Origin of the sequence: Actinotignum inguinis (genome assembly GCF_051265835.1) — a bacterium.
In the GTDB taxonomy this organism is placed as follows: domain Bacteria; phylum Actinomycetota; class Actinomycetes; order Actinomycetales; family Actinomycetaceae; genus Actinotignum; species Actinotignum timonense.
On the sequence record NZ_JBOZDP010000002.1, the window covers coordinates 1 to 20856 of the forward strand.

The window sequence follows — 20856 nt, forward strand, 5'->3', positions numbered from 1 at the left end:
GTCTTGTTTCACGGTAGTCATTCTGGTTTATCTCCTAGGTGGTTTTCACCCTCACACACAAACCATTAGACACTCTCCATTCGTCCGGCGGACCGTGACAGGATTATGGTGAGTGCGAACCCGATCACCATCTACACCGACGAACAACTACCATCTCTGACGTATACCGTGTTGCCTGCGGGTGTTGAAAACCAACTCGAAGGTCAACTGGAAACAACATATTCAAATGGTTTGGGCCCGGGTGAATATCCGATCAGCCAGGGAGGACTGCGCCTCAAGCGCGAGGCGCTTTCTACCTACTCATTAAAGTTTGTCCCCTCAACCGTAACCGTAAAAGAAAAGCCTGCGCAGCCGAAGCCGCAGGTGACTGCTACAAACTGGGTTGATGGTGCGAAAGATTGTAATACCCGGAAAGTCACGCAGTCCCGGACCGTGACAGCGACTCCGTATCGGTGGGATTCTTCCGCGCGGAAGTGGGTTCTCGACGCCTCCAAGGCTTCGAAGAAGGCTGAGTCGCGTCAGCGTGACATGAATGATGGGGAACATCGTGCTTGTACGCCGCAGCCGCCGGCCCAGGTGACGTCAACTGCGTGGGTTGATGGCGCGAAGGATTGTAATACTCGGAAGGTTTCGCAGTCGCGTACCGTGACCACGACCCCGCATAAGTGGGACTCGGGTAAACGCCAGTGGGTTCTAGACACGAGCAAGGCGTCTAAGAAGACCGAGACGCGCCAGCGTGATATGAATGATGGCGAGCATCGCGCGTGTAGTCCGCAGCCTCCGGCTCAGGTGACGGCAACTAACTGGGTTGATGGTGCCAAGGATTGCAATACCCGTAAGGTGTCGCAGTCGCGTACCGTGACGACGACACCCTATAAGTGGGATTCCGGCAAGCGTAAGTGGGTCCTCGACACCGCGAAAGCGAGCAAGAAGACTGAGACGCGTCAACGGGATATGAACGATGGGGAACATCGTGAATGCACTCCGCAGCCGCCTGCTCAAGTCACCGCGACGAATTGGGCTGATGGGGCCAAGGACTGTAATACCCGTAAGGTGTCGCAGTCGCGTACCGTGACGACGACCCCGTATAAGTGGGACTCCGGTAAGCGTCAGTGGGTCCTCGACACCGCCAAGGCTTCGAAGAAGAGCGAGACCCGCCAACGGGATATGAATGACGGCGAGCATCGCGCATGCACGCCGCAGCCGAATCCGCAGGTGACTGCTGCTAACTGGGTTGATGGCGCGAAGGACTGTAACACCAGGAAGGTTACGCAGTCGCGTACCGTGACGACGACTCCATATAAGTGGGACTCCGGTAAGCGTCAGTGGGTCCTCGACACCGCGAAAGTAAGTAAGAAGACTGAGTCGCGTCAGCGGGATATGAACGATGGGGAACATCGTGCATGTACGCCGCAGCCGCCTGCCCAAGTCACGGCAACGGATTGGGTTGATGGTGCGAAGGACTGTAACGCCAGGAAGGTTTCGCAGTCCCGGACGGTGACGACAACGCCCTATAAGTGGGATTCTGGTTCGCGTAAGTGGGTTCTCGACACAAGCAAGGCCTCGAAGAAGACCGAGTCGCGTCAGCGGGATATGAATGACGGCGAGCATAGGCAATGTACACCGCAGCCGTCGGCCCAAGTCACCTCGACGGATTGGGTTGATGGTGCGAAGGATTGCAACACCCGCAAGGTTTCGCAGTCGCGCACGGTGACAACGACTCCGCATCGGTGGGACTCGGGTAAACGTCAGTGGGTCCTCGATACCGCGAAAGCGAGCAAGAAGACTGAAACCCGTCAACGCGAGATGAATGACGGCGAGCATCGTGCATGTACGCCGCAGCCGAATCCCCAAGTGACGGCAACGAACTGGGTTGACGGTGCGAAGGACTGTAACACCAGGAAGGTTTCGCAGTCGCGCACCGTGACCACGACCCCGCATAAGTGGGACTCGTCGCAGCGCAAGTGGGTGCCTGATACCGGTAAGGCGGTCAAGCGGACCGAGACGCGCCAGCGTGACATGAATGACGGTGAGCACAAGGCGTGTAGCCCGCAGCCGCCGGCTCAGGTGACCGCTACTAATTGGGTTGATGGGGCGAAGGACTGTAACACTCGTAAGGTCACGCAGTCTCGCACCGTGACGACGACACCTTCTAAGTGGGACTCTTTTCAGCGGAAGTGGGTCTTGGATAGTGCTGCGTCGTCGACAAAGACTGAAACCCGCCAGCGGGAGATGAACGATGACGAGCATCAGGCGTGTACTCCTCGGATCCCGGTTCAAGTCACGCATTCGGATTGGGTTGACGGCTCCAAAGACTGCAACACCCGCAAGGTCACGCAGTCGCGTACCGTGACGACGACCCCGTCTAAGTGGGACTCTTCCCAGCGGAAGTGGGTCTTGGACACGGCTGCGTCGTCGACAAAGACTGAAACGCGTGAGCGGGATATGAATGACGCTGAGCATCAGGCGTGTACTCCGAGGCTCCCGGTTCAAGTCACACATTCGGATTGGGTAGACGGCTCCAAAGACTGCAACACCCGCAAGGTTACGCAATCCAGAACGGTGACGACGACCCCGCCTAAGTGGGACTCGGGTAAACGCCAGTGGGTTTTGGATACCGCGAAGGCTTCGAAGAAGACTGAGACGCGTGAGCGGGATATGGATGAGCGCGAGCTTGGGGAATGCGTGAATGTTGCCCTCACGGTTTCTAAAGACACCCTCACAGTGGTGAAGGGCCAACCGGTTCTTGAGCCGCTAAGCGTGGAGGCCACCTCTACGACGGATGCGGGGCTGATCAGCCTGCAAACCGTGTGCGCCCCGAAACACGACGGACAGGCTGATACGGATCAGAATGCCTTGCCTGTGGGTGTGGAGTTGGTGCGCGTGAAGCAAGCACCTGATGGCGTTGAGCTTGCAGGGAATGGTGCCCGGACGGTTGGTGAGGTGGATGGTAATGCCACCCAGGCCGAGCTCGGCACGTATCGGTGTTGGGTGTATGCCACGAAACCCGGTATCACTATCGACCCGCTCACCGGTGCGGCTAATGGGCCTAACGCTGTGGAAGGTGTGGGGTGGGCGCGCAAGCCTTTGAGTGTGGAGGTTGTGCAGCCCGCGCTTCCGAAGACGGGTGGGGCTGGAATGAACCGTACGGCCGGCCTGGGTGCGCTCCTGATCGTGGGGGTCACCGGTGGCTGGTGGTGGGCTCAGACCCGTAGGAAGAAGGGGGTGGGCCGCCGCGCGTGAACCGATACACCCATCCCTTACCCGGTATCGGGAAAACGATGGGGTAGGCCCGAATGAGGGGCAGGTTTTTTAGCAAGTTCAACGATAAGCGCTTGGCGTTGGCCTGGCGTGTTGGTCAGTACTTCTTGTGGTGCTGAAATTATTGGGAAGGAAAAAGTATGGCTCGTAAGAAGTCATTAAGAGCGTTGGTGGCGGCGTGTGCGCTGGCACTGACGGGAATGGGTATCGGGGCAGCTAACGCCGCACCGACAAGTGATCCGGTTGCGCCGTGGGCTACGGGTGCTCCTACAACGGGGTCGATTACAATCACGAAGCAGGACGCCGCAACGAAGAAGCCGGTTAACGGGGCCGAGTTCACGGTCACGAAGGTGGATGCCCTTGGGGATGTCACCCTTGGTGATATGAAGAAAATGGCTGATTGGGAAACCGTGGCGGGTTCAATCAAGGACCTGAACGCGAATCCTGATAACCCGAAGGCTAAGCTCAGCACGACCGTCGTTCACAAGATGAAAACCGCCGGCGAGGGGCAGGCTGTTTTCGCGGACCTGCCGCTCGGGTTGTACAAGGTTGTGGAGTCTGAGGTTCCGGCTGGGTATACCTCGGATATTAAGCCGTTCTTTATGACGGTCCCGGAAATCACCGGCACCTCTTCCGCTGACCAGAAATACACCTATGATGTTTCGGTCACCCCAAAGAATACGGATGTTCGTGACCTGGTGAAGAAGACTGGTGCTTTCGAACAGGTTGTGGGTGCGGGCGATGATGTTTCCTACACGATTTCGGCGACTTTGAATAAGAAGGGCCCAATCACTGGGGCTGATATCAAGGGCTTCGCGGTTTTCGACGATGCGATGACTGATGCTTACACCGTGATTGATAAGACCGCGGTCAAGGCTGTCAAAGTGAACGGCGAAGTAATTGCGGAATCTCAGTACAACCTTGCTACCTCTACTGATGGTGTGGAAGCTGGGCGTACTCGCCTCCAGGTGAACTTCACCGACGAGGGTCTGACCACTATTGCTGGTAAGGCGACTGCTTCGGAAGCTCCGGTGGTGACCGTGGACCTGACCTTCACCCTCAAGGCTGATCTTGCTCTTGATTCGGTTTCCAATAAGTTTGGTTTCATCCCCGGGCACTCGGATAGTGAGCCGACCCCTGGCCCGATTGTTCCCGAACCCGGGCCGACCCCTGGCCCTGGCCCGGAGCCGGGTCCTGGCCCGAATCCGTTCCCGACTATTGAGTTCTATGATTTCCAGATCGCCAAGACTGATGCGTCGGATGGAAGCGTGCTTGCGGGTGCGAAGTTCGTGGCCTTCGCCAGCAAGGCAGATGCAGAGAAGTGTGTGGCCCAGAAGGATCGCGCCCAGTGCACCGGTGCTTCGGTTGGTTTCGGTACCAAGGTGACCGGCGATGATGGTTTGACCCCGAAGTTTAAGGCGAAGAAGGGTGAGGCTTTCTACGTGGTTGAGGTGGAAGCCCCCGCGAAGTTCATCCGCTCGGATGAGATCACTGAAGTAACCGTAACCGATGCCCCTGACCAGGTTCACAAGACCGGTATTAAGAACGTGCCGACAAAGGACTCTGGTAAGTGGTTCGACCTGCCTAAGACCGGTGCTATCGGGGTGGGTATCTTCGCCCTCCTTGGTGCTGGCCTAGTGGCGAGTGGCGCGGTGACGCACCTGCGTTCGCGTAAAAACAACGCCTAAACAGGAAAAACTAACGGTTCAGGTTTGCCAGCCTGAGTAGGTAACGAAGGTTGTGGGGCCGGTCAGTCCGACTGGCCCCACAATCTATCAAGCGCAAGTTAATTCTGCACGAGTAGCGCAATACGAATTGCACGGCTAGCGCAAGGAAAGGCCACGCCAGGGAGGGGGTAGGTACGTGACAGGTGAAACGGGCCCGGTGCGTGGGCGGCGTGCCCTCAATACCCCGACACCCACCCCAGCTCCCGAAACGAAATCCAGGACGGCACCTAGGGCAGAACCCAGAGTGGAATCCAATGCGGTGCCTAAGACGGCACTTCATGTGGAACCCGAACCTGCTCCAGCAGCACATCATGTGGAACCCAAGGCGCAGCGCGGCCCTGCCGCTGGTGTGGCTCGCGGGCGGCGGGCGGCGCGCGTGGGTGAGGAAAGTGGGCTGGCGAGCCTGCTCTTCTACACCGACCCGAAAGAGGATAAACGCCGGCTCTCCCCGCTGGCCATGATCCTCATCGGGATCCTGTGCCTGGCTTATCCGGTTACTTCGACGGTGTGGAATAACTGGCAATCCAAAGTAGTCTCCCGTGCCTACGAGGGCCAAGTGAATACCCAATCCCAGGAACTACGCAACTCTTATATTGAGCGTGCTCACGCCTATAACGCGAGCCACCAGGGGATGGCGGTTCTTGACCCTTATCTTGACGACATTGCCACCGACCTACCCGCCTATCAGGAATATGCTCGGGTTCTTGATCAGCCGGATGGAATTATGGGGATCGTGAAAATCCCGAAGATCGGGGTGAAACTCCCGATCTACCACGGGACCTCCCCGGAAACCCTCCAGCGGGGTGCAGGGCATATGTTCGGGACCGATATACCGGTAGGCGGTATAAACCGGCATAGTGTGGTGACGGCTCATACTGGCCTACCGACCTCTACCATGTTCGACCGGCTCACTGATCTGGGTATCGGGGACGAGTTCTTCTTCGAAATCCAGGGTCAAGTGTTTGGGTATCGCGTGGTCAGAGTAGACGTCGTCGACCCTCACGACCCAAGCCTGCTGGTACGTGTACCGGGGCGTGACCTAGCCACTCTTCTAACGTGTACTCCGTACGGGGTGAATTCGCATCGCCTGTTGGTGACGGGTGAGCGGGTGTTGCCTGACCCGGTGGAGGTGCCGGCGGTGGATGGGTTGCAATGGTCGTGGTGGATGACCCTTTTCGTGCTCGCCATCCTTATATCTTTGCTGTTTGCGTTCCTGGTGGCCAGGTCCGCGCTCGCCCGGCGTGGGGAGGACTCCAGGCGGGATATGTTGCCCCGGCACATGCTCCGCTAACCGACAGCACGCGGCGGGGAGCTGCGGCGTCGTACATTACTCAACTATCTCAACCTTTAGCATCACGACATACAACGAGGTACCGGTGTGAGACTGGAATTATTAGAAACCCTCATTCTTTATTCACGACTGGGGACCATGGACGCGGTGGCCCGCAAGTGCGGGTGTACGACCGCGGCGGTCGTGAAACGTATCCAGCTTTTGGAAGAAGAAGTCGGCCAGCAACTTACCCGCAGGGTCGGGCGCGGGAGGGAACTCACCGAAGCCGGGTGTTACCTGGTGGAACGTAGCCACCAGATCCTCGGGCTCGTGGATAGCACGGTGGCCGAGCTTCAGAATCTGGAGGATAACCCGCAGGGCACTATCGTGATTGCGGGTCGGGAAAGCAGCGCCTTAGATAGCCTGGCGCCGGTGATGGGTCAGGTGCGGGCACGATACCCGGGCATTAGTTTCCAGGTCACGCTCTGCGGGCGTGAAGCGGCTACCCGGATGATCGGTGAGGGGACTGCGTCTTTCGCGGTGCTCGATGATTCTTGGGATTGCACGGCCTGGGAGACTCTCGCGCTTCGCGGTGAGGACCGGTGGGGGTTGTTGGTGCGTACGGATAGTGACGTGGTGGGGCGCGGGACGGTTCGCCGGGCGGATATTACTCAGCGGTCGTTGATTATGCCGAAGGAGCGTAGCCGGGAGCTGGGGTATTGGTTGGATAAGGAAAACCAGCTGACGGTAGTGGGCCGTTACGGGACGAGCCGCGGGGCTCGGGTGATGGTCGAGGCCGGGGTTGGTGAGGCTATCGTGCTGGAGAATATGGCACTGGGCGGGAACGCGGGGCTGGGCGGGAACGCTGGTGCCGGGTCGGGAGTGGCGGCTGCCGGTGCGGGCCTGGTGTTTATCCCGCTGGATTGGTTGGTCGGCTTGACCTGCGTGCTTGCCTGGGATAAACAAGCACGCCTGAGCCGGGTGGGGGAGATATTCCTGGAAGCAGTACGCGCAGCCGCGGCCGATGGGAGCGCTGCCGGCGGGAGCGCAGCCGGCTAGAAGTTATCCACAGAATCGCGAAATGTCCCCTTTGTCCACAGAGTTGTAACTGGCTCTTTGCTGTGCTTCCGTATCATGCAAGAATGACGGAGAAGGACGGGAAACCACCCGAAACTACACAATTGAAGGAGTGAGACATATGGATGTTTACGAGGATATTTACGAGGACCGGTTGTATTTTCCGGATCGTGTTTACAACTCGCTGGAAGAAATCCTCGAACGCAAGGAGGAAATCTTGCGTGAGGTCAGAATGACCCGGGAAGAATTCGACTGGCGTGCCGATAACTACCAGCTCGGACCAAAAGAGTCCGACGCTTATTTCGAGATGATAGGCCTGGACCGCTTTGAGGAGTATTGCCGTGGTGAACGCACTATTGGATGAGCGTGCCGATGATTTTGCGGCACATCTACAGCGGCTCGGGGAGCTGATCGCCCCGGCTTTTCGCTGATAAAACAGACGATCAAAAATCCACTGCGATGAATGGACACACGCCCTGGTCCTGGGTGGCACTCATTCCCGCCGGTCGCGCCGGCGCATCAAGAACGAGGCCCGCACGCCCCACATTGCCGATATTCATCTCACGGTGGGCCGGCGCTGGTTCCGGTCCTGCCTGGAAGAAATCCTCCTCTTAGTCATTGACGAGCTCGGGGTAGCGTGCACACCCCGGGCACGCAAAGCACTCGACCAAGGCATCGAGGATTGGGAGGAAATCCAGCTGGAAGCCGTGATCCGTAACAAGCCCGCCACCGCAGCCCGAGTATTGGCAACACTCGAAAAGTAGCCCAGATTTCCGGTACCCCAGTGCTGAGGCAGCTAAGGAATTCCTAGGCCGTGGCTTGGCACCATGCGAAAATAACGAATAAGCACAAGCAACTACTCCGCCATGAGGCGATTGAAGGAGTGAGACACATGGATATTTACGAGGATATTTACGAGGACCGGTTGTATTTTCCGGATCGTGTTTACGATTCGCTGGAAGAGATTCTCGAGCGCAAGGAGGAAATCTTGCGCGAGGTCAGAATGACCCGGGAAGAATTCGACTGGCGCGCCGATAACTACCAGCTTGGACCAAAAGAGTCTGATGCTTATGTTGAAATGAAAGGCTTAGATCGCTTCGAGGAGTTGTGCCGTGGTGAACGAACACTTGGATGAGCGAGTCGATGCGTTTGCGGCACATCTACAGCGGATTGGGGAGCTAATTGACCCCGGGTTTTCGATAGTGAGGCAAGCACTCAGAAAAGAAAACCCACCGGCAATAAGCCTGTTTGGCGATATTCGCGTCGAACGTTTCCTTATCGTCCGTTTCGATTACGAGCTTTTCCTTAATCCGGAAACCGGTTTACTCAGAGTTAATGAGTCAACGTTCTCGGTCATCCGAGGAGCGAAAAGCAGCGAGCCGCTGGTGCGCTGGGATTATATTCGCTCACCACGTTCGAATATTCCTTGCGCCCATATCCAGATCCATTCCCACCGCGATGAATGGACACACGCTTTAGTCCTAGGCGGGACTCATTCCGGCCGGTCGCGCCGGCGCATCAAGAATGAAGCGCGTACTCCCCACGTTGCTGATATTCATTTCACGATGGGCCGGCGCTGGTTCCGGCCCTGCCTGGAAGAAATCCTCCTCTTAGTTATTGACGAGCTCGGGGTAGCGTGCACACCACAAGCACGCGAAGCGCTCAACCAAGGCGTCGAGGATTGGGAACAGATCCAGGTGCGATCCGTAGTGCGGCATCACCGTGCCACCGCTCTCCAAGCTCTTGAAGAGTGAACCACCCGCGCTAATAAAATGCGACCGGGCCGAGGCGCGCATCGATCTCCGCGTTGAAAATCGCGGAGAGGCGTTCCGGGTTTCCTGGGTGGGGACCGTCACCACGTAGGTGCGCAGCCGCGGCCGGTGGGGGCGCTGCCAGCTAGCGGCGTCGTCGCCCCCACCGCGCGCGGCGCAAGCACCGCGCTATAAGAAAACGCGACTACCGGTTATCGTCGTAAATCGCCAGGTGCTCCAGCGGGGTGGTATCCTCGCGGGCCGCCACCGTGTAGAGCACGGGGAGCGCGGAAATCCACCACGGATCCAGCGGCACCCGGTTTTTCATATCCATCTCTTCGTCCATGCGCATAATCGGATGGGACTCCAGCTTGCCATTGTGCTGGCCGATATAGCGCGCGCCCACCCGCTCCTTCTTCTCCAGCTGCGCGGTTACCTCATCAATGGCGAGGGCCGCGAGCGAGACCGCGAGCGTACGGTCATAGGACGTGGGAATACCGCCTTGCTGCTGGTGGCCAATAATCGTGGAACGAACCGAGAAAGCCCCGTGGCCCTCCTGCTGGAAGACCCGCCGCAGCAGATCCGCGGTGTAGTACTTGGACGCATCCTCATTACGAATAGCCAGGTAGAGGGAACGCGAGCCATCAAAGGCCCGGTTCATGCGCTCGCTTTCCTTCGTGAGCATCGCCAGATCCACCCCGGTCTCATGGAGGTAGACCTGCTCGGCCCCGGTGGACAGTGCGCTCATAAGCGCGAGGTAACCGCATTTACGGCCCATGGTTTCCACCACGAAGCAGCGCCGGGAAGCGGAAGCGGAACGGCGAATCTTATCGATGGTCTCCACATTGGTATTGAGCGCGGTATCCACCCCGATGGACAGATCGTGGCCGGGCAGATTGTTATCAATCGAGGCCGGCACGCAGATGAGGGGGAGGCGGAAGGCCGTGTAGCGGTCCGCCTCCTTCGCCATATTCCACGCGGTTTCATAGCCGGCCAGGCCGCCGATCATGATGATCGCGTCCAGTCCATTGGCTTCAATGGAGCGCGCCAGCCCGAAGTAATCCTCGATGCCGAGGACCGAGCGGGCTGTACCCAGTTCCGCGCCGCCCAGCGAAACCCAGCCATCCACATCGCCCCAGCTCAGCGGGCGAATATCCCCGCGGATGAGGCCGGGGAAGCCACCCTCCACACCGAGCATTTCAAAACCGCGATCCAGGCCGAGCCGCACCGCGCTACGCGCGGCCGCATTCATTCCCGGGGCGAGTCCGCCGGCGTGGAGCACGGCCACCCGCGGGCGCCAGCCGTCCTTGAAGTAGCGATCTTCACCCAGCGGGGAAGACAGCGTTTCGAAAAGGGACTTGATGCGGGAGAAGCTGGTGCCGCGCGAGCGCACCGCAGCCTCGTAATCGCCCTCTTCGAGGTAGTCGATGACCTTCTTGGTATTAGCAACCGTTTCCACCAGCGGCAGGCGCTGGAGCCGATTATTACGAATCCCGATAATGCAGGATTCTTCGCCCGGTTCGGCCCGGATCACCTCTAGGGCAGCGGTGTAGCCGAGCAGGGTAGACATCCAGCGGTCATAAGCGGACGGGGTGCCACCGCGCTGCACGTGGCCGAGGGCGGTGATCCGCGGGGATTCTCCGGTGCGTTCTTTAATAGCGGCCTGGATGCGCTGGGCGGTGATCTTTTCACCGTGCCGATCCATGCAGCCTTCAGCAACAACGATAATCGAATCGCGGCGCCCGGCCGCTCGCCCGGAACGGATCTTTTCGCACATGGCATCTTCCCAGCCATCTTCGGGGGGAAGCTCGGGAATGATGACATCATCTGCGCCGCCGGCCATTGCACCCATGAGGGCAAGGTAGCCGCAGCGCCGCCCCATCACTTCCACCACGAAGACCCGCTGGTGGGAAGCGGCCGTGGAAGTGAGAGCATCAATGGCATCAATGATGCGGCACAGGGCCGAATTGGTTCCCACCGTCATATCGGTGCCGACCATATCGTTATCGATGGAACCCACCACCCCGGCAATATGGAGTTCAGGGTGGCGCGCGGCAAGATCGGCCTCGATCTCCCCGGCTTCTACCAGTTCTTCGAGGAGTCCACTCCAGCGTTCGCGCAGAGTATCCGCACCGGTGAGGGAACCATCCCCGCCGATAACCACGAGGCGGTCAATTCCGGCCCGTACCAGATTCGCGGCCACTTTCCGCATGCCATCCCGCTCCCGGAATTCGGTGGAGCGGGCCGAGCCGATAACCGTGCCACCCTTATCCAGAATGGAGGACACATCGCTCCAGACCAGCGGCTCAATAAGATTATCGATAGCTCCGCGCCACCCCTCGCGAATCGCGAAAGGGCGGGCGCCCACGTGTAAAGCGGTACGCACCACGGCGCGCACCACCGGGTTCATGCCCGGGGCGTCCCCACCCGAAGTAAGAATGGCAAGGGATACGGGATCTGCGTGATCTGACATGGTTCCTCCTCCGAAGATCATTGTGTCAAAGATGGTGGGCTCATGTGTGGTGCTAGAGTCCGGCGGCGCGCCCGCGAGATGTGGTAGCGGAGCGCCGCCAGGCCGCAAAGTTGATTACACTACGAGATAAAGACTACTTCGAGGATGAGGATAACCATGTCGCACCCCATTGACCCCACAACCACGCGCGCCTGGGCGCGGCTGCATGACCTTCATGACGGATTCACCGCTGATTTCCGGGCCCGTTTCGCTGCGGATCCCCAGCGTGCCGAGCGGCTGAGTTTCACCGCCGGCGATCTTTTCGTGGATCTGTCCAAATCCTATTTGGATGATGACGTTCGCGATGCACTGCTGGAACTTGCCGAAGAAACCGGGGTTGCTCAGCGCCGCGATGCCATGCTGCGCGGCGAGCGGATTAACGTGACTGAAAATCGGGCGGTGCTCCATACCGCACTGCGGCGCACCGCCGATGACACCGTGGAAGTAGACGGGCACAATGTGGTGGCTGATGTACGCGAAGTCCTTGAGCGGATGTACGCTTTCGCCACCAAGGTACGCGAAGGCAGCTGGCGCGGGGTGACCGGAAAGGCCATCACCACCGTGGTCAATATCGGCATTGGCGGTTCGGATCTGGGCCCGGTGATGGCCTACGAAGCCCTGCTCCCATATGTCAAGGACGGGCTGGAATGCCGCTTCATTTCCAATATTGACCCCACCGATGTGGGGGAGACCCTGCGCGGGGTGGACCCGGAAACCGTGCTCTTCATCGTGGCGTCCAAGACTTTCACCACCCTGGAAACCCTCACCAATGCCCGCCAGGCCCGCTCCTGGTTCCTCGCCCAGCTCGCCGCGCGCGGCATCCAAGATCCCGGTGCGGTGGCCAAGCACTTCGTGGCCGTGTCCACCAACCTGGAGAAGGTAGCGGAATTCGGAATTGAGCCCGCCAATGCCTTCGGTTTCTGGGATTGGGTAGGAGGGCGCTATTCGGTGGATAGCGCCGTCGGCCTTTCCCTCGCCATTGCCATCGGACCGGAACATTTCGAAGAATTCCTCTCCGGATTCCGCACGATTGACGAGCATTTCGCCACCGCACCGGCCGCGGAAAACGTGCCCCTCCTCATGGGGCTCCTCAATATTTGGTACGTCAATTTCTTCGGGGCGGCCACCCACGCGGTGCTGCCCTACGCGCAGTACCTGCACCGTTTCCCGGCCTACCTTCAGCAGCTCACCATGGAATCCAACGGCAAGCGGGTGCGCTGGGACGGCAGCCCGGTCACCACCCACACCGGGGAAGTGTTCTGGGGCGAACCGGGCACCAACGGTCAGCACGCCTTCTACCAGCTCATCCACCAGGGCACCCAGCTCATCCCCGCTGATTTCATCGCCTTCGCGAATCCTGTTTTCGCGCTGGTGGATGGGGAGGCCGATCAGCATGAGCTCTTCCTCGGCAACTTCTTCGCGCAAACCAAGGCTCTGGCCTTCGGGAAGACTCTGGATGAAGTGCGGGCGGAAGGCACCCCGGAGGAGATCGTGACCGCGCGGGAATTCCCCGGGAACAAGCCGACCGCTTCGATTATGGCCCCGGCCCTCACGCCTTCGGTACTTGGCCAGCTGATTGCGCTCTACGAGCACATCACCTTCACCCAGGGCGCGGTGTGGGGCATTGACTCCTTCGACCAGTGGGGCGTGGAACTGGGCAAGCAGATGGCCAAGGAACTCACCCCGGCGATTAGCGGGGACGCGGCGGCCCTGGAAGCACAGGATTCTTCCACCCGCCAGCTCATTGAGTACTACCGTGCCCACCGGAAGTAGTGCCGTGCGGCACTAGCGCCGCACACCGGAGTTAGCGCACAGTACATACAAACGGTGCCGGCCACCCCCAATAACGGGAGTGGCCGGCACCGTTTGTACTTGCGTTTAAAGCACCTTGGTGAAGAAATCACGGGTGCGCTCCGAGCGCGGGTTATCGATCACCTGCGCCGGGGTGCCCTCGTCGATAATCATGCCTTCGTCAAGGAACACCACTTTATCGGCCACCTCCCGGGCGAAACCGATTTCGTGGGTGACCACCACCATGGTCATGCCCCCGCGCGCCAAATCCTGCATCACGGAGAGCACCTCACCCACGAGCTCCGGATCGAGCGCCGAAGTAGGCTCATCGAAAAGCATGAGCTCGGGGTGCATGGCCAGGGCACGCGCAATAGCCACCCGCTGCTGCTGCCCGCCGGAAAGCTGAGCCGGGAAATGATTAGCGTGGTCGCGCAAGCCCACCCGCTCCAGCAACTCCAGGGCCTCGGCCCGCGCCTCCTTTTCCGGGCGGTGCGCCACCTGGACGGGCGCCTCCATAATATTTTCCATCGCGCTCATATGCGGGAAAAGATTGAAACGCTGGAACACCATCCCCACCTTGGCGCGCTGGGCGGCTACTTCCGCCTCGGTGCGCTTCCGCAGCCAGGTCCCTTGCGAAGTAACGGCACCGGAGCGGCGGGCCAGCATTCCGCGCCACCCGGTGGGGGCGGGCTGTTCGGTCATCCCCAGCAGCTCCCCGTCCAGGTAGATCCGCCCGGCCGTAATAGTTTCCAGCTCGTTCAGGCAGCGCAGCAGCGTGGATTTACCCGAACCGGAAGGCCCGAGCAGCACCACCACCTCACCGCGCTGCACCGTGAGATTAACACCTTTGAGAACGGTGTGATCACCGAAAGATTTGTAGACGTCGCACACGTCCACCATGGCGTGAGTCATTGTTCTCCTTAGGGGGTGACGTCCAGGAAGGCCGTCGTCGCCGTACGTCCGTCAAAACCACGCGCGAAATGGCGTTCAATACGATGCTGCACCATCATGAGCAGCGAGGTAATAACCAGGTACCAGATCGCCGCGACCACGAGGAAGGGGAACGGCAGGTAGGTTTTCGAACCCAAATCCTGGGCCGCGAAGGTGAGGTCCAGGGTGAAAGGAACGGCGAGTACCAGCGACGTTGTTTTCAACATCGAGATAGTTTCGTTCCCGGTGGGCGGAATAATAATACGCATGGCCTGTGGCAAAATAATGCGCCGCATAATCGTGCCCGAACGCATTCCCAGCGCCACCGCGGCTTCCCGCTGCCCCGGGTCAATCGCACCCAAACCGGAGCGAATAATCTCCGCCAGGTAGGCGCCTTCGTTGAGGCCTAGCCCGATAATCGCCGCGATAAACGGGGTGATGACCCGGTCGGTCTGGAACGTGAAGAATTCCGGCCCGAAAGGAATCCCCAGCGAGAGCTTCTGATAGAGCGAGGGCAGCAGCCCCCAGAACATGAGCTGGGTGTAAATCGGGGTGCCGCGGAAGAACCAAATATAGAAGCGGGCAGCCGCGCGCAGCACCGCGTTACTTGATTCGCGCAGCACCGCCATGGTCAGCGCCAAAATAATGCCAATAACCATGGCGAGCCCCGTCAGCACCAGGGTGTAGACGATACCGCGCAGGATCCGCCAATCGAAAAGATAACGCCCCACCACATCCCAGTGGAAAGCGTCATTGGTGATGAGCGCATTGAGCGCCATCGCCCCGAGCACCGCCATGACGATGAGCCACACAATATTGCTCATCTTCACGCGGGCTTGCGGATGAATCTTCTCCATTACTGCACCTGGGGGTTGATCTCGGCGGTGCTCAGCACGCCTTCGGTAATGCCGTAATGCGCGAAGATCTCCTTGAGTTCACCCGAATCCATCAGGGATTGCAGCGCGGCCTGCACCGCCTTGGCGAGCTCCGGATTGTCCTTGGCCACCGCGATAGCCACCGGGGCGGAATCATAAATATCACCCGTGGTCTTCAGCTGCCCATTCGAACGAGCCACCGCGTAACCGAGCACCGGGGAATCAGCGAAAATAGCATCGTACTGGCCGGAAACCACCCGGGTCACGATCTGCGGCACATCCGGGAGGGACATAATCTTAATCGGCTTGGCGCCCTTCGCTTCGCACGCGGCGGTGGCTTCCTTGAGGGCTTCCTCCTGGGAGGAGCCCGTTTGCACGCCGATGGTGAAACCGCAAGGGTTATCCGGGGTGAAATCACTGGACTTGGCCGGCACTCCGTATTCGGAACCCGCCTCGAAATACGTAATCATATTGAAAGCTTCTTCACGTTCGGGGGTGACGGTGAAGGTGGACAGGCCCACATCGAATTTGGTTCCGATCTGGGGGAGGAGCGAATCAAATTCCACGTGCGTGGTGGTGCCGTCTTCGAGTCCCATCTTTTTCGCGATGGCGCGCGTGAGGTCAATATCGTAACCGGTGGGGGTCTGCCCGTCTGCCTTGCGGTATTCCGCGGGGGCGTAATCGGTAGACGCGCCGTTGCGTAATTGCCCGCGTGCGGTAATATCCGCCGGAACTAGGGCAGCGACGGCGGAATCTGCCGCGATGCCATCAACAGCGAAACCGGACTCACCCGGATCGGCCGCGGCGGTGGAATCCGTCAAAGCAGCCTCATCATTGGAGCAGGCGCCCAGCGTGAGGAGGCCGGCAGCAAGCAGCGCGATTGTTTTCTTCATTTTCTTCCCCTACGGTGAATGTTTTTTCAGTGTTCGGGTGGAAATTACTCGGAACAGTCCCAAGTATAGCCAGTAAATATACGTGTGCATGTATAAAAATGTGAATATGCGGGTAGATAACGGCCGCTTTGGCGTATTTTCGGGCTTTGTGCGGCGCTGATGTGAGGGGACTAACGGCGGCGCGCCCCGAACGAGCGCGTATGTTACGAATCCGTAAGTTACGATTACGTAAGGTTACGCATTAGTAGGTTAGCGGCGGAGTGCCCGCCGGAAAGAAGGCTGAGGTGAGCAACGTGCATTCAGGAAACGTGCTCTTCCCGCGTACCGCGAGCGCGCTGGGGGAGGTAGGGCTCCCCGGTGCCGCGCTCCTGCATACCGATCTGACCACATCCACCCAGGATGACCTGGCCGAACTCTGGCTCAGTTCCGGGGGCATGCCCGCACCCGGGCTGGTGTGCGGCCTCATCGCCGATGAACAAAGCGATGGGCGCGGGCGGATGGGCCGCTCCTGGTTCGCCACCAAAGATGGTTCCCTGCTTTTCTCGGTGCTCATCGCAGTGCCAGAATCAGTGCGCGCGGAGCTGAGCTGGGTGACGTTCGCCGGGGCCCTGGCCGCCCGCGCCGCCCTCGAAAAGCTCGGGGCCAACGTGGCGATTTCTTGGCCCAATGATATTGTTACCCGCCTGCACGCCGCGAAACTGGCCGGGCTGCTCGGTGAAGTTGTGAGTACGGATGCGGCCGGGAATATCGGCGTGGTGCTCGGGGTGGGAATCAATCTGGGGCTGCGCGCCGAGGAACTTCCTACCCCCACCTCGGCTTCGCTAGCCACCGCCGGCTTCCCGGTTCCTAGCCGCGATGAGGTGGCCGCCGCCTACCTGCGCGAGCTCGGGGCCCGGCTGGCCGCCCTCATGAGCGCCTGTGAGAGCGGAATAGGTAATGCGGCAGCTAGCGGCGCCGTCGTACCCGAAACACGCGCGTGTCACCTGGAAGCGAGCGATGCAGAGGCGACCGACGCAGAAGCAAGCGCGGCAGAACGCTCCGCAAGTGCGGCCGAACGCTCGGGACTCTTAGCCGAACTCAATGCCACCTGCGCAACCCTGCGCGAGGGCATTACCGTCAACCGCCCGCGCGATACTCCGGTGCACGGGCGCGGGGTGCAGATTTTAGCCGACGGCGCCCTCGTGGTCGCCACCACTGCCGGTGACGTGCGTATTTCCACCGGAGAAGTCTCGCTCCTGGGTCGGGTTGCGCCCTCGGAAGGAAAGTAGTGATGAAAAAAATTCTGGTTGCCAATCGCTCCGAAATTGCCGAGCGCGTGATCCGCACCGCCCACGATATGGGGATGAAAGCGGTGGCGGTCTATGCGGACGCTGATCGCGAAGCCCAATTCGTGGAGGATGCCGATAGCGCCTACGCGCTGGAGGGCACCGCCTACGCCGATACCTATATGAATATTGAGAAAATCATCGCGATTGCGCAGCGTTCCCACGCGGACGCCGTGCATCCCGGCTACGGTTTTCTTTCCGAAGTTCCCGAATTCGCCACCGCGGTTATTGAGGCGGGCCTCACGTGGATCGGCCCGGCCCCCGCGGTGCTCCACCGCCTCGGCGATAAAATCCAGGCGCGCCGGCTGGCCGAATCGGTGGGCGTGGCCCCGGTGCCCGGCGTTTCTGACCCGGTGCAGGGGCGTGCCGGGGTGGACGAGTTCGTGGCGCGTTTCGGTTTCCCGATTGTCACGAAGAAGGCCGACGGCGGGGGTGGGCGCGGTATCACCATCCATAATGAAGCCGCTGACCTGGACCGCTTCTTCGCGGCCCACGGGGCGGATCTGGATTCCTATTTTGTGGAGCGTTTTATCCGCACCGCCCGCCATATTGAAACGCAGTCGGCGCGCGATTCCCACGGGAATTTCGCGGTGATTTCCACTCGTGATTGTTCGGCCCAGCGCCGCAACCAGAAACTCATCGAAGAAGCGCCCGCCCCGCTGTTGCCCGGCAACGCCGAAGCGATCGTGACCGAATGGTCGCGCCGGCTTTTCGAAGCGGTGGATTACGTGGGTTTGGGTACCTGTGAATTCCTGGTGGAACCCGATGGGCGGGTCAATTTCCTGGAAGTGAATCCGCGCCTCCAGGTGGAACACACCGTGTCCGAAGAAGTAACGGGAATGGACCTGGTGCGTGAACAAATCCTCATTGCCTCCGGCGCGGAGCTCTCCGAAGTTCCCGCCCCGCGCGCCCACTCTTTCGAATTCCGGATTACCTGCGAGGACCCGGCCACCGGCATGGTGCCCTCCACCGGAACTATTGAAAAAATCCGCTGGCCGCTGGGCCACGGGGTGCGCATCGAATCCGGGATTGAAGAAGGCGATATTGTGACCGCCGATTTCGATCCCATGCTCGCCAAACTCGTGGTGACCGCCCCGGACCGCGAGCAGGCCATTGCCCGCTCGCGCCGCGCCCTCGCGGAATTGCAGATTACCGGGGTGGCCACACCCTGCGCCATGTACCGCGATGTGCTGGCCATGGAAGAATTCGCCGGGCATATTCCATCTACCCGCTGGCTGGAAGATACCGTGCTCCCTGCTTACGAAAATACCCAGGCCGCCAGCACCCCGGCACCCGTCAAGGATGAAGAACCGCGCCACACCTTCGTTATTGAAGTGGATGGGCGGCGCATGCGCATGACCCTCCCGGCCGCGCTCATCGCCACCGGCTCACACGTGGCCCGCCGCACCCTGCAACCGCGCCGCTCCCAGGCGGCCTCCCGCACCGCGATGCCGGCCCAGGATCTGACCGATCCGAGCGGAATGGTGAACTCGCCCATCCAGGCGATTGTGGTGCGCGTGGTGGTGGAACCGGGGGACAAGGTCCACGAAGGCGATCTGCTCGTGGTACTCGAATCCATGAAGATGGAAAGTTATGTGTATTCGCCGCGCGATGGCGAAGTGACCGACGTGGAAGTGCGGGCCGGGGCCACCGTGGCGGCCTTCCAACCCCTCGTGCGGGTGGTGGGTGCCGATGCTTAGCAACCAGCCCAGTTCCTGCCCGCGCGTTATGCGTCCGTGCCCGCACGCGATTATGCGCCACCACGTGAGCCCCTGCCCGAAAGTAGCGAAGGAGAATCATGTCGCTGACTGAATTACGTTCCGCCCACGAATGGCAAACCTTGGATCACAGCGCCCAGCAGGTGGACCGGGTGCGTTTCGCGCAGTACCAAAACGACCTGGCCCGCCAGGCCGAGGAACGCGCCGCTAAGCGCCAGCACGCCCACGGCAAAAAGACCGCCCGGGAGCGCATCGCCCTACTGTGCGATGAGGGCAGCTTCACCGAAATCGGGCAGTTCGCCGGCGGGAACCTGGGGCGCGGCTTCCGGGGCGCCGCGGTGGTGACCGGAATTGGCCAGGTGGACGGCCAACTCGTGGCGGTATACGCCCAGGACTTCTCCGTCTCCGGGGGCACACTGGGGGAGGCCGAGGGCGATAAAATCGTTGCCCTCATGGACAAAGCCCTTGAGCTGCGCATCCCCATGGTCTCCCTGCTTGATTCGGGTGGCGCCCGCATCCAGGACGGCGTCGTCGCCCTTTCTCAATACGGCCGTATCTTCAAGAAAACAATCGCGGCATCGGGCATTATCCCGCAACTCTCCGTTATTCTGGGGCCTTGCGCGGGCGGCGCGGTGTACGGGCCGGCCCTCACCGATTTCATTATTATGACGCGCGATAACGCGCATATGTTCGTGACCGGACCGGACGTCGTCAAGGCAACCACCGGGGAAGAGGTCTCCTTCGATGACTTGGGCGGGGCCACTCTCCACAATTTCCAATCCGGGGTGGCCCACTACCTGGCCGCGAATGAGGACGATGCCCTCGATTACACCCGCACCCTCCTCACCTACCTGCCCGCGCATTGCGATGCGGAGCTGCCGCGTTGGGATTACGAGGAAACGGCCACGGATACCCAGTGCGCCCGCCACCTCTCCGATCTGGTGCCCGCCTCCACCAAGCAGCCCTACGATATGCTCGACGTCATCGCGAACCTCGTGGACTACGGGGAATTCGTGCAGGTCCAGGAGCATTTCTCCCGTTCCATCGTGGTGGGATTCGCGGCGCTGGCCGGGCAATCGGTTGGGATCGTGGCCAATCAGCCGCTCGTGGATGCCGGCACCCTGGACGTGGACGCCTCCGAAAAAGCCGGGCGTTTCGTGCAATTCTGCGATGCTTTCCACGTGCCCGTCATCACCCTCGTGGACGTGCCCGGCTACCGGCCCGGCACCGAACAGGAACAGGCCGGGATTATTCGCCGCGGCGCGAAGCTCATCTGGTCCTATGCCAATGCGACGACGCCCCTCGTGACCGTGGTGTTGCGGAAAGCCTACGGGGGCGCCTATATCGTGATGGGTTCGAAGTCCCTGGGAGGGGACCTCAACTTCGCGTGGCCGGGTGCGGAAATTGCGGTGCTCGGTGCCGAGGGCGCGGTCGCTATTACAGGGCGACGGCGCCTGCGGGAAGCCGAACAGAACGGTGAGGATGTGGCGGCGGTGCGCCAGCAGCTCATCGAAGAGTACACCCGCGAGAATGTCAATCCTTTCCTCTCCGTGGAACGCGGGGAGCTGGACGGCATTATCGCCCCCGAAGATACCCGGCGGGTGCTCATTGAATCCCTGCGCATCCTCGCCACCAAAGACTGCTCGCATCCGGGCGAGCGCCGGCACGGGAATATTCCCATGTAGCGGCCCGCCCCGAGCGCGCGGGCGTTCATCCGGAACGTTCC

Annotated in this window: 16 protein-coding genes; 12 read left to right on the forward strand and 4 right to left on the reverse strand. The window is 60.3% G+C overall.

The annotated features are described in order from the left end of the window. Positions 1-432 precede the first annotated feature (432 nt). The 8 genes from ACRQFC_RS01310 to ACRQFC_RS01345 all read left to right on the forward strand — a co-directional run bounded on the left by ACRQFC_RS01310 (position 433) and on the right by ACRQFC_RS01345 (position 9089). Positions 433-3243 (forward strand): hypothetical protein, encoded by a 2811-nt coding sequence (locus ACRQFC_RS01310; protein ID WP_180948899.1) that lies wholly within the window; start codon positions 433-435, stop codon positions 3241-3243. 158 nt (positions 3244-3401) lie between these two features. Next, entirely contained in the window at positions 3402-4949 is a 1548-nt protein-coding gene (locus ACRQFC_RS01315; protein ID WP_087070592.1) for a SpaH/EbpB family LPXTG-anchored major pilin, read from the forward strand. A 175-nt stretch (positions 4950-5124) separates the two neighbouring features. Next, entirely contained in the window at positions 5125-6279 is a 1155-nt protein-coding gene (locus ACRQFC_RS01320; protein ID WP_234984485.1) for a class C sortase, read from the forward strand. Positions 6280-6366: 87 nt separating this feature from the next. Beyond that, a complete protein-coding gene (locus ACRQFC_RS01325) occupies positions 6367-7317 on the forward strand; it encodes a LysR family transcriptional regulator (protein WP_143231867.1) in 951 nt (316 codons plus the stop codon). A gap of 139 nt (positions 7318-7456) precedes the next feature. Further along, on the forward strand, positions 7457-7699 hold the full coding sequence (locus tag ACRQFC_RS01330) for a hypothetical protein (protein ID WP_087070594.1): 243 nt from the start codon (positions 7457-7459) through the stop codon (positions 7697-7699). A gap of 202 nt (positions 7700-7901) precedes the next feature. Then, on the forward strand, positions 7902-8099 hold the full coding sequence (locus ACRQFC_RS01335; protein WP_234984486.1) for a hypothetical protein: 198 nt from the start codon (positions 7902-7904) through the stop codon (positions 8097-8099). A gap of 128 nt (positions 8100-8227) precedes the next feature. Further along, on the forward strand, positions 8228-8470 hold the full coding sequence (locus tag ACRQFC_RS01340; RefSeq protein ID WP_087070595.1) for a hypothetical protein: 243 nt from the start codon (positions 8228-8230) through the stop codon (positions 8468-8470). A 67-nt stretch (positions 8471-8537) separates the two neighbouring features. After that, positions 8538-9089, forward strand: coding sequence for a hypothetical protein (locus ACRQFC_RS01345; protein ID WP_234984487.1), 552 nt, complete (start codon positions 8538-8540; stop codon positions 9087-9089). A gap of 202 nt (positions 9090-9291) precedes the next feature. Here the strand turns inward: ACRQFC_RS01345 and ACRQFC_RS01350 are convergent, their stop codons facing one another. Further along, on the reverse strand, positions 9292-11559 hold the full coding sequence (locus tag ACRQFC_RS01350; RefSeq protein ID WP_087070597.1) for a 6-phosphofructokinase: 2268 nt from the start codon (positions 11557-11559) through the stop codon (positions 9292-9294). A gap of 156 nt (positions 11560-11715) precedes the next feature. Here ACRQFC_RS01350 and pgi point away from each other — a divergent pair, with 156 nt between their 5' ends. Then, positions 11716-13371: a glucose-6-phosphate isomerase gene (gene pgi, locus ACRQFC_RS01355; protein WP_087070598.1), complete on the forward strand. Its 1656-nt coding sequence runs from the start codon at positions 11716-11718 to the stop codon at positions 13369-13371. A gap of 105 nt (positions 13372-13476) precedes the next feature. Here pgi and ACRQFC_RS01360 read toward each other — a convergent pair whose 3' ends face one another. From ACRQFC_RS01360 to ACRQFC_RS01370, 3 genes are read right to left on the reverse strand one after another with little or no spacing between them, the layout of a single operon-like run. Then, a complete protein-coding gene (locus ACRQFC_RS01360; protein ID WP_087070599.1) occupies positions 13477-14301 on the reverse strand; it encodes an amino acid ABC transporter ATP-binding protein in 825 nt (274 codons plus the stop codon). An 8-nt stretch (positions 14302-14309) separates the two neighbouring features. Further along, on the reverse strand, positions 14310-15176 hold the full coding sequence (locus tag ACRQFC_RS01365; protein WP_284883159.1) for an amino acid ABC transporter permease: 867 nt from the start codon (positions 15174-15176) through the stop codon (positions 14310-14312). After that, complete coding sequence (locus tag ACRQFC_RS01370) at positions 15176-16087, reverse strand: ABC transporter substrate-binding protein (RefSeq protein WP_087070601.1); 912 nt, start codon at positions 16085-16087, stop codon at positions 15176-15178. Before ACRQFC_RS01370 ends, ACRQFC_RS01365 begins: the two co-directional genes overlap by 1 nt. A 284-nt stretch (positions 16088-16371) precedes the next feature. Between ACRQFC_RS01370 and ACRQFC_RS01375 the strand changes: the two genes are divergently transcribed. From ACRQFC_RS01375 to ACRQFC_RS01385, 3 genes are all read left to right on the forward strand, one after another. Continuing rightward, a complete protein-coding gene (locus tag ACRQFC_RS01375; protein WP_087070602.1) occupies positions 16372-17355 on the forward strand; it encodes a biotin--[acetyl-CoA-carboxylase] ligase in 984 nt (327 codons plus the stop codon). A gap of 2 nt (positions 17356-17357) precedes the next feature. Further along, positions 17358-19112: an ATP-binding protein gene (locus ACRQFC_RS01380; RefSeq protein WP_087070603.1), complete on the forward strand. Its 1755-nt coding sequence runs from the start codon at positions 17358-17360 to the stop codon at positions 19110-19112. Positions 19113-19210: 98 nt separating this feature from the next. Further along, positions 19211-20815: an acyl-CoA carboxylase subunit beta gene (locus tag ACRQFC_RS01385; RefSeq protein ID WP_234984488.1), complete on the forward strand. Its 1605-nt coding sequence runs from the start codon at positions 19211-19213 to the stop codon at positions 20813-20815. Positions 20816-20856: the final 41 nt, after the last annotated feature.

Excerpts from the sequence above, each read along its gene's own strand:
- ACRQFC_RS01315 (WP_087070592.1), top strand. The coding sequence starts at position 3,402 with ATGGCTCGTAAGAAGTCATTAAGAGCGTTGGTGGCGGCGTGTGCGCTG.
- ACRQFC_RS01330 (WP_087070594.1), top strand. The coding sequence starts at position 7,457 with ATGGATGTTTACGAGGATATTTACGAGGACCGGTTGTATTTTCCGGAT.
- ACRQFC_RS01340 (WP_087070595.1), top strand. The coding sequence starts at position 8,228 with ATGGATATTTACGAGGATATTTACGAGGACCGGTTGTATTTTCCGGAT.
- ACRQFC_RS01350 (WP_087070597.1), bottom strand. The coding sequence starts at position 11,559 with ATGTCAGATCACGCAGATCCCGTATCCCTTGCCATTCTTACTTCGGGT.
- pgi (WP_087070598.1), top strand. The coding sequence starts at position 11,716 with ATGTCGCACCCCATTGACCCCACAACCACGCGCGCCTGGGCGCGGCTG.
- ACRQFC_RS01360 (WP_087070599.1), bottom strand. The coding sequence starts at position 14,301 with ATGACTCACGCCATGGTGGACGTGTGCGACGTCTACAAATCTTTCGGT.
- ACRQFC_RS01365 (WP_284883159.1), bottom strand. The coding sequence starts at position 15,176 with ATGGAGAAGATTCATCCGCAAGCCCGCGTGAAGATGAGCAATATTGTG.
- ACRQFC_RS01370 (WP_087070601.1), bottom strand. The coding sequence starts at position 16,087 with ATGAAGAAAACAATCGCGCTGCTTGCTGCCGGCCTCCTCACGCTGGGC.
- ACRQFC_RS01380 (WP_087070603.1), top strand. The coding sequence starts at position 17,358 with ATGAAAAAAATTCTGGTTGCCAATCGCTCCGAAATTGCCGAGCGCGTG.
- ACRQFC_RS01385 (WP_234984488.1), top strand. The coding sequence starts at position 19,211 with ATGTCGCTGACTGAATTACGTTCCGCCCACGAATGGCAAACCTTGGAT.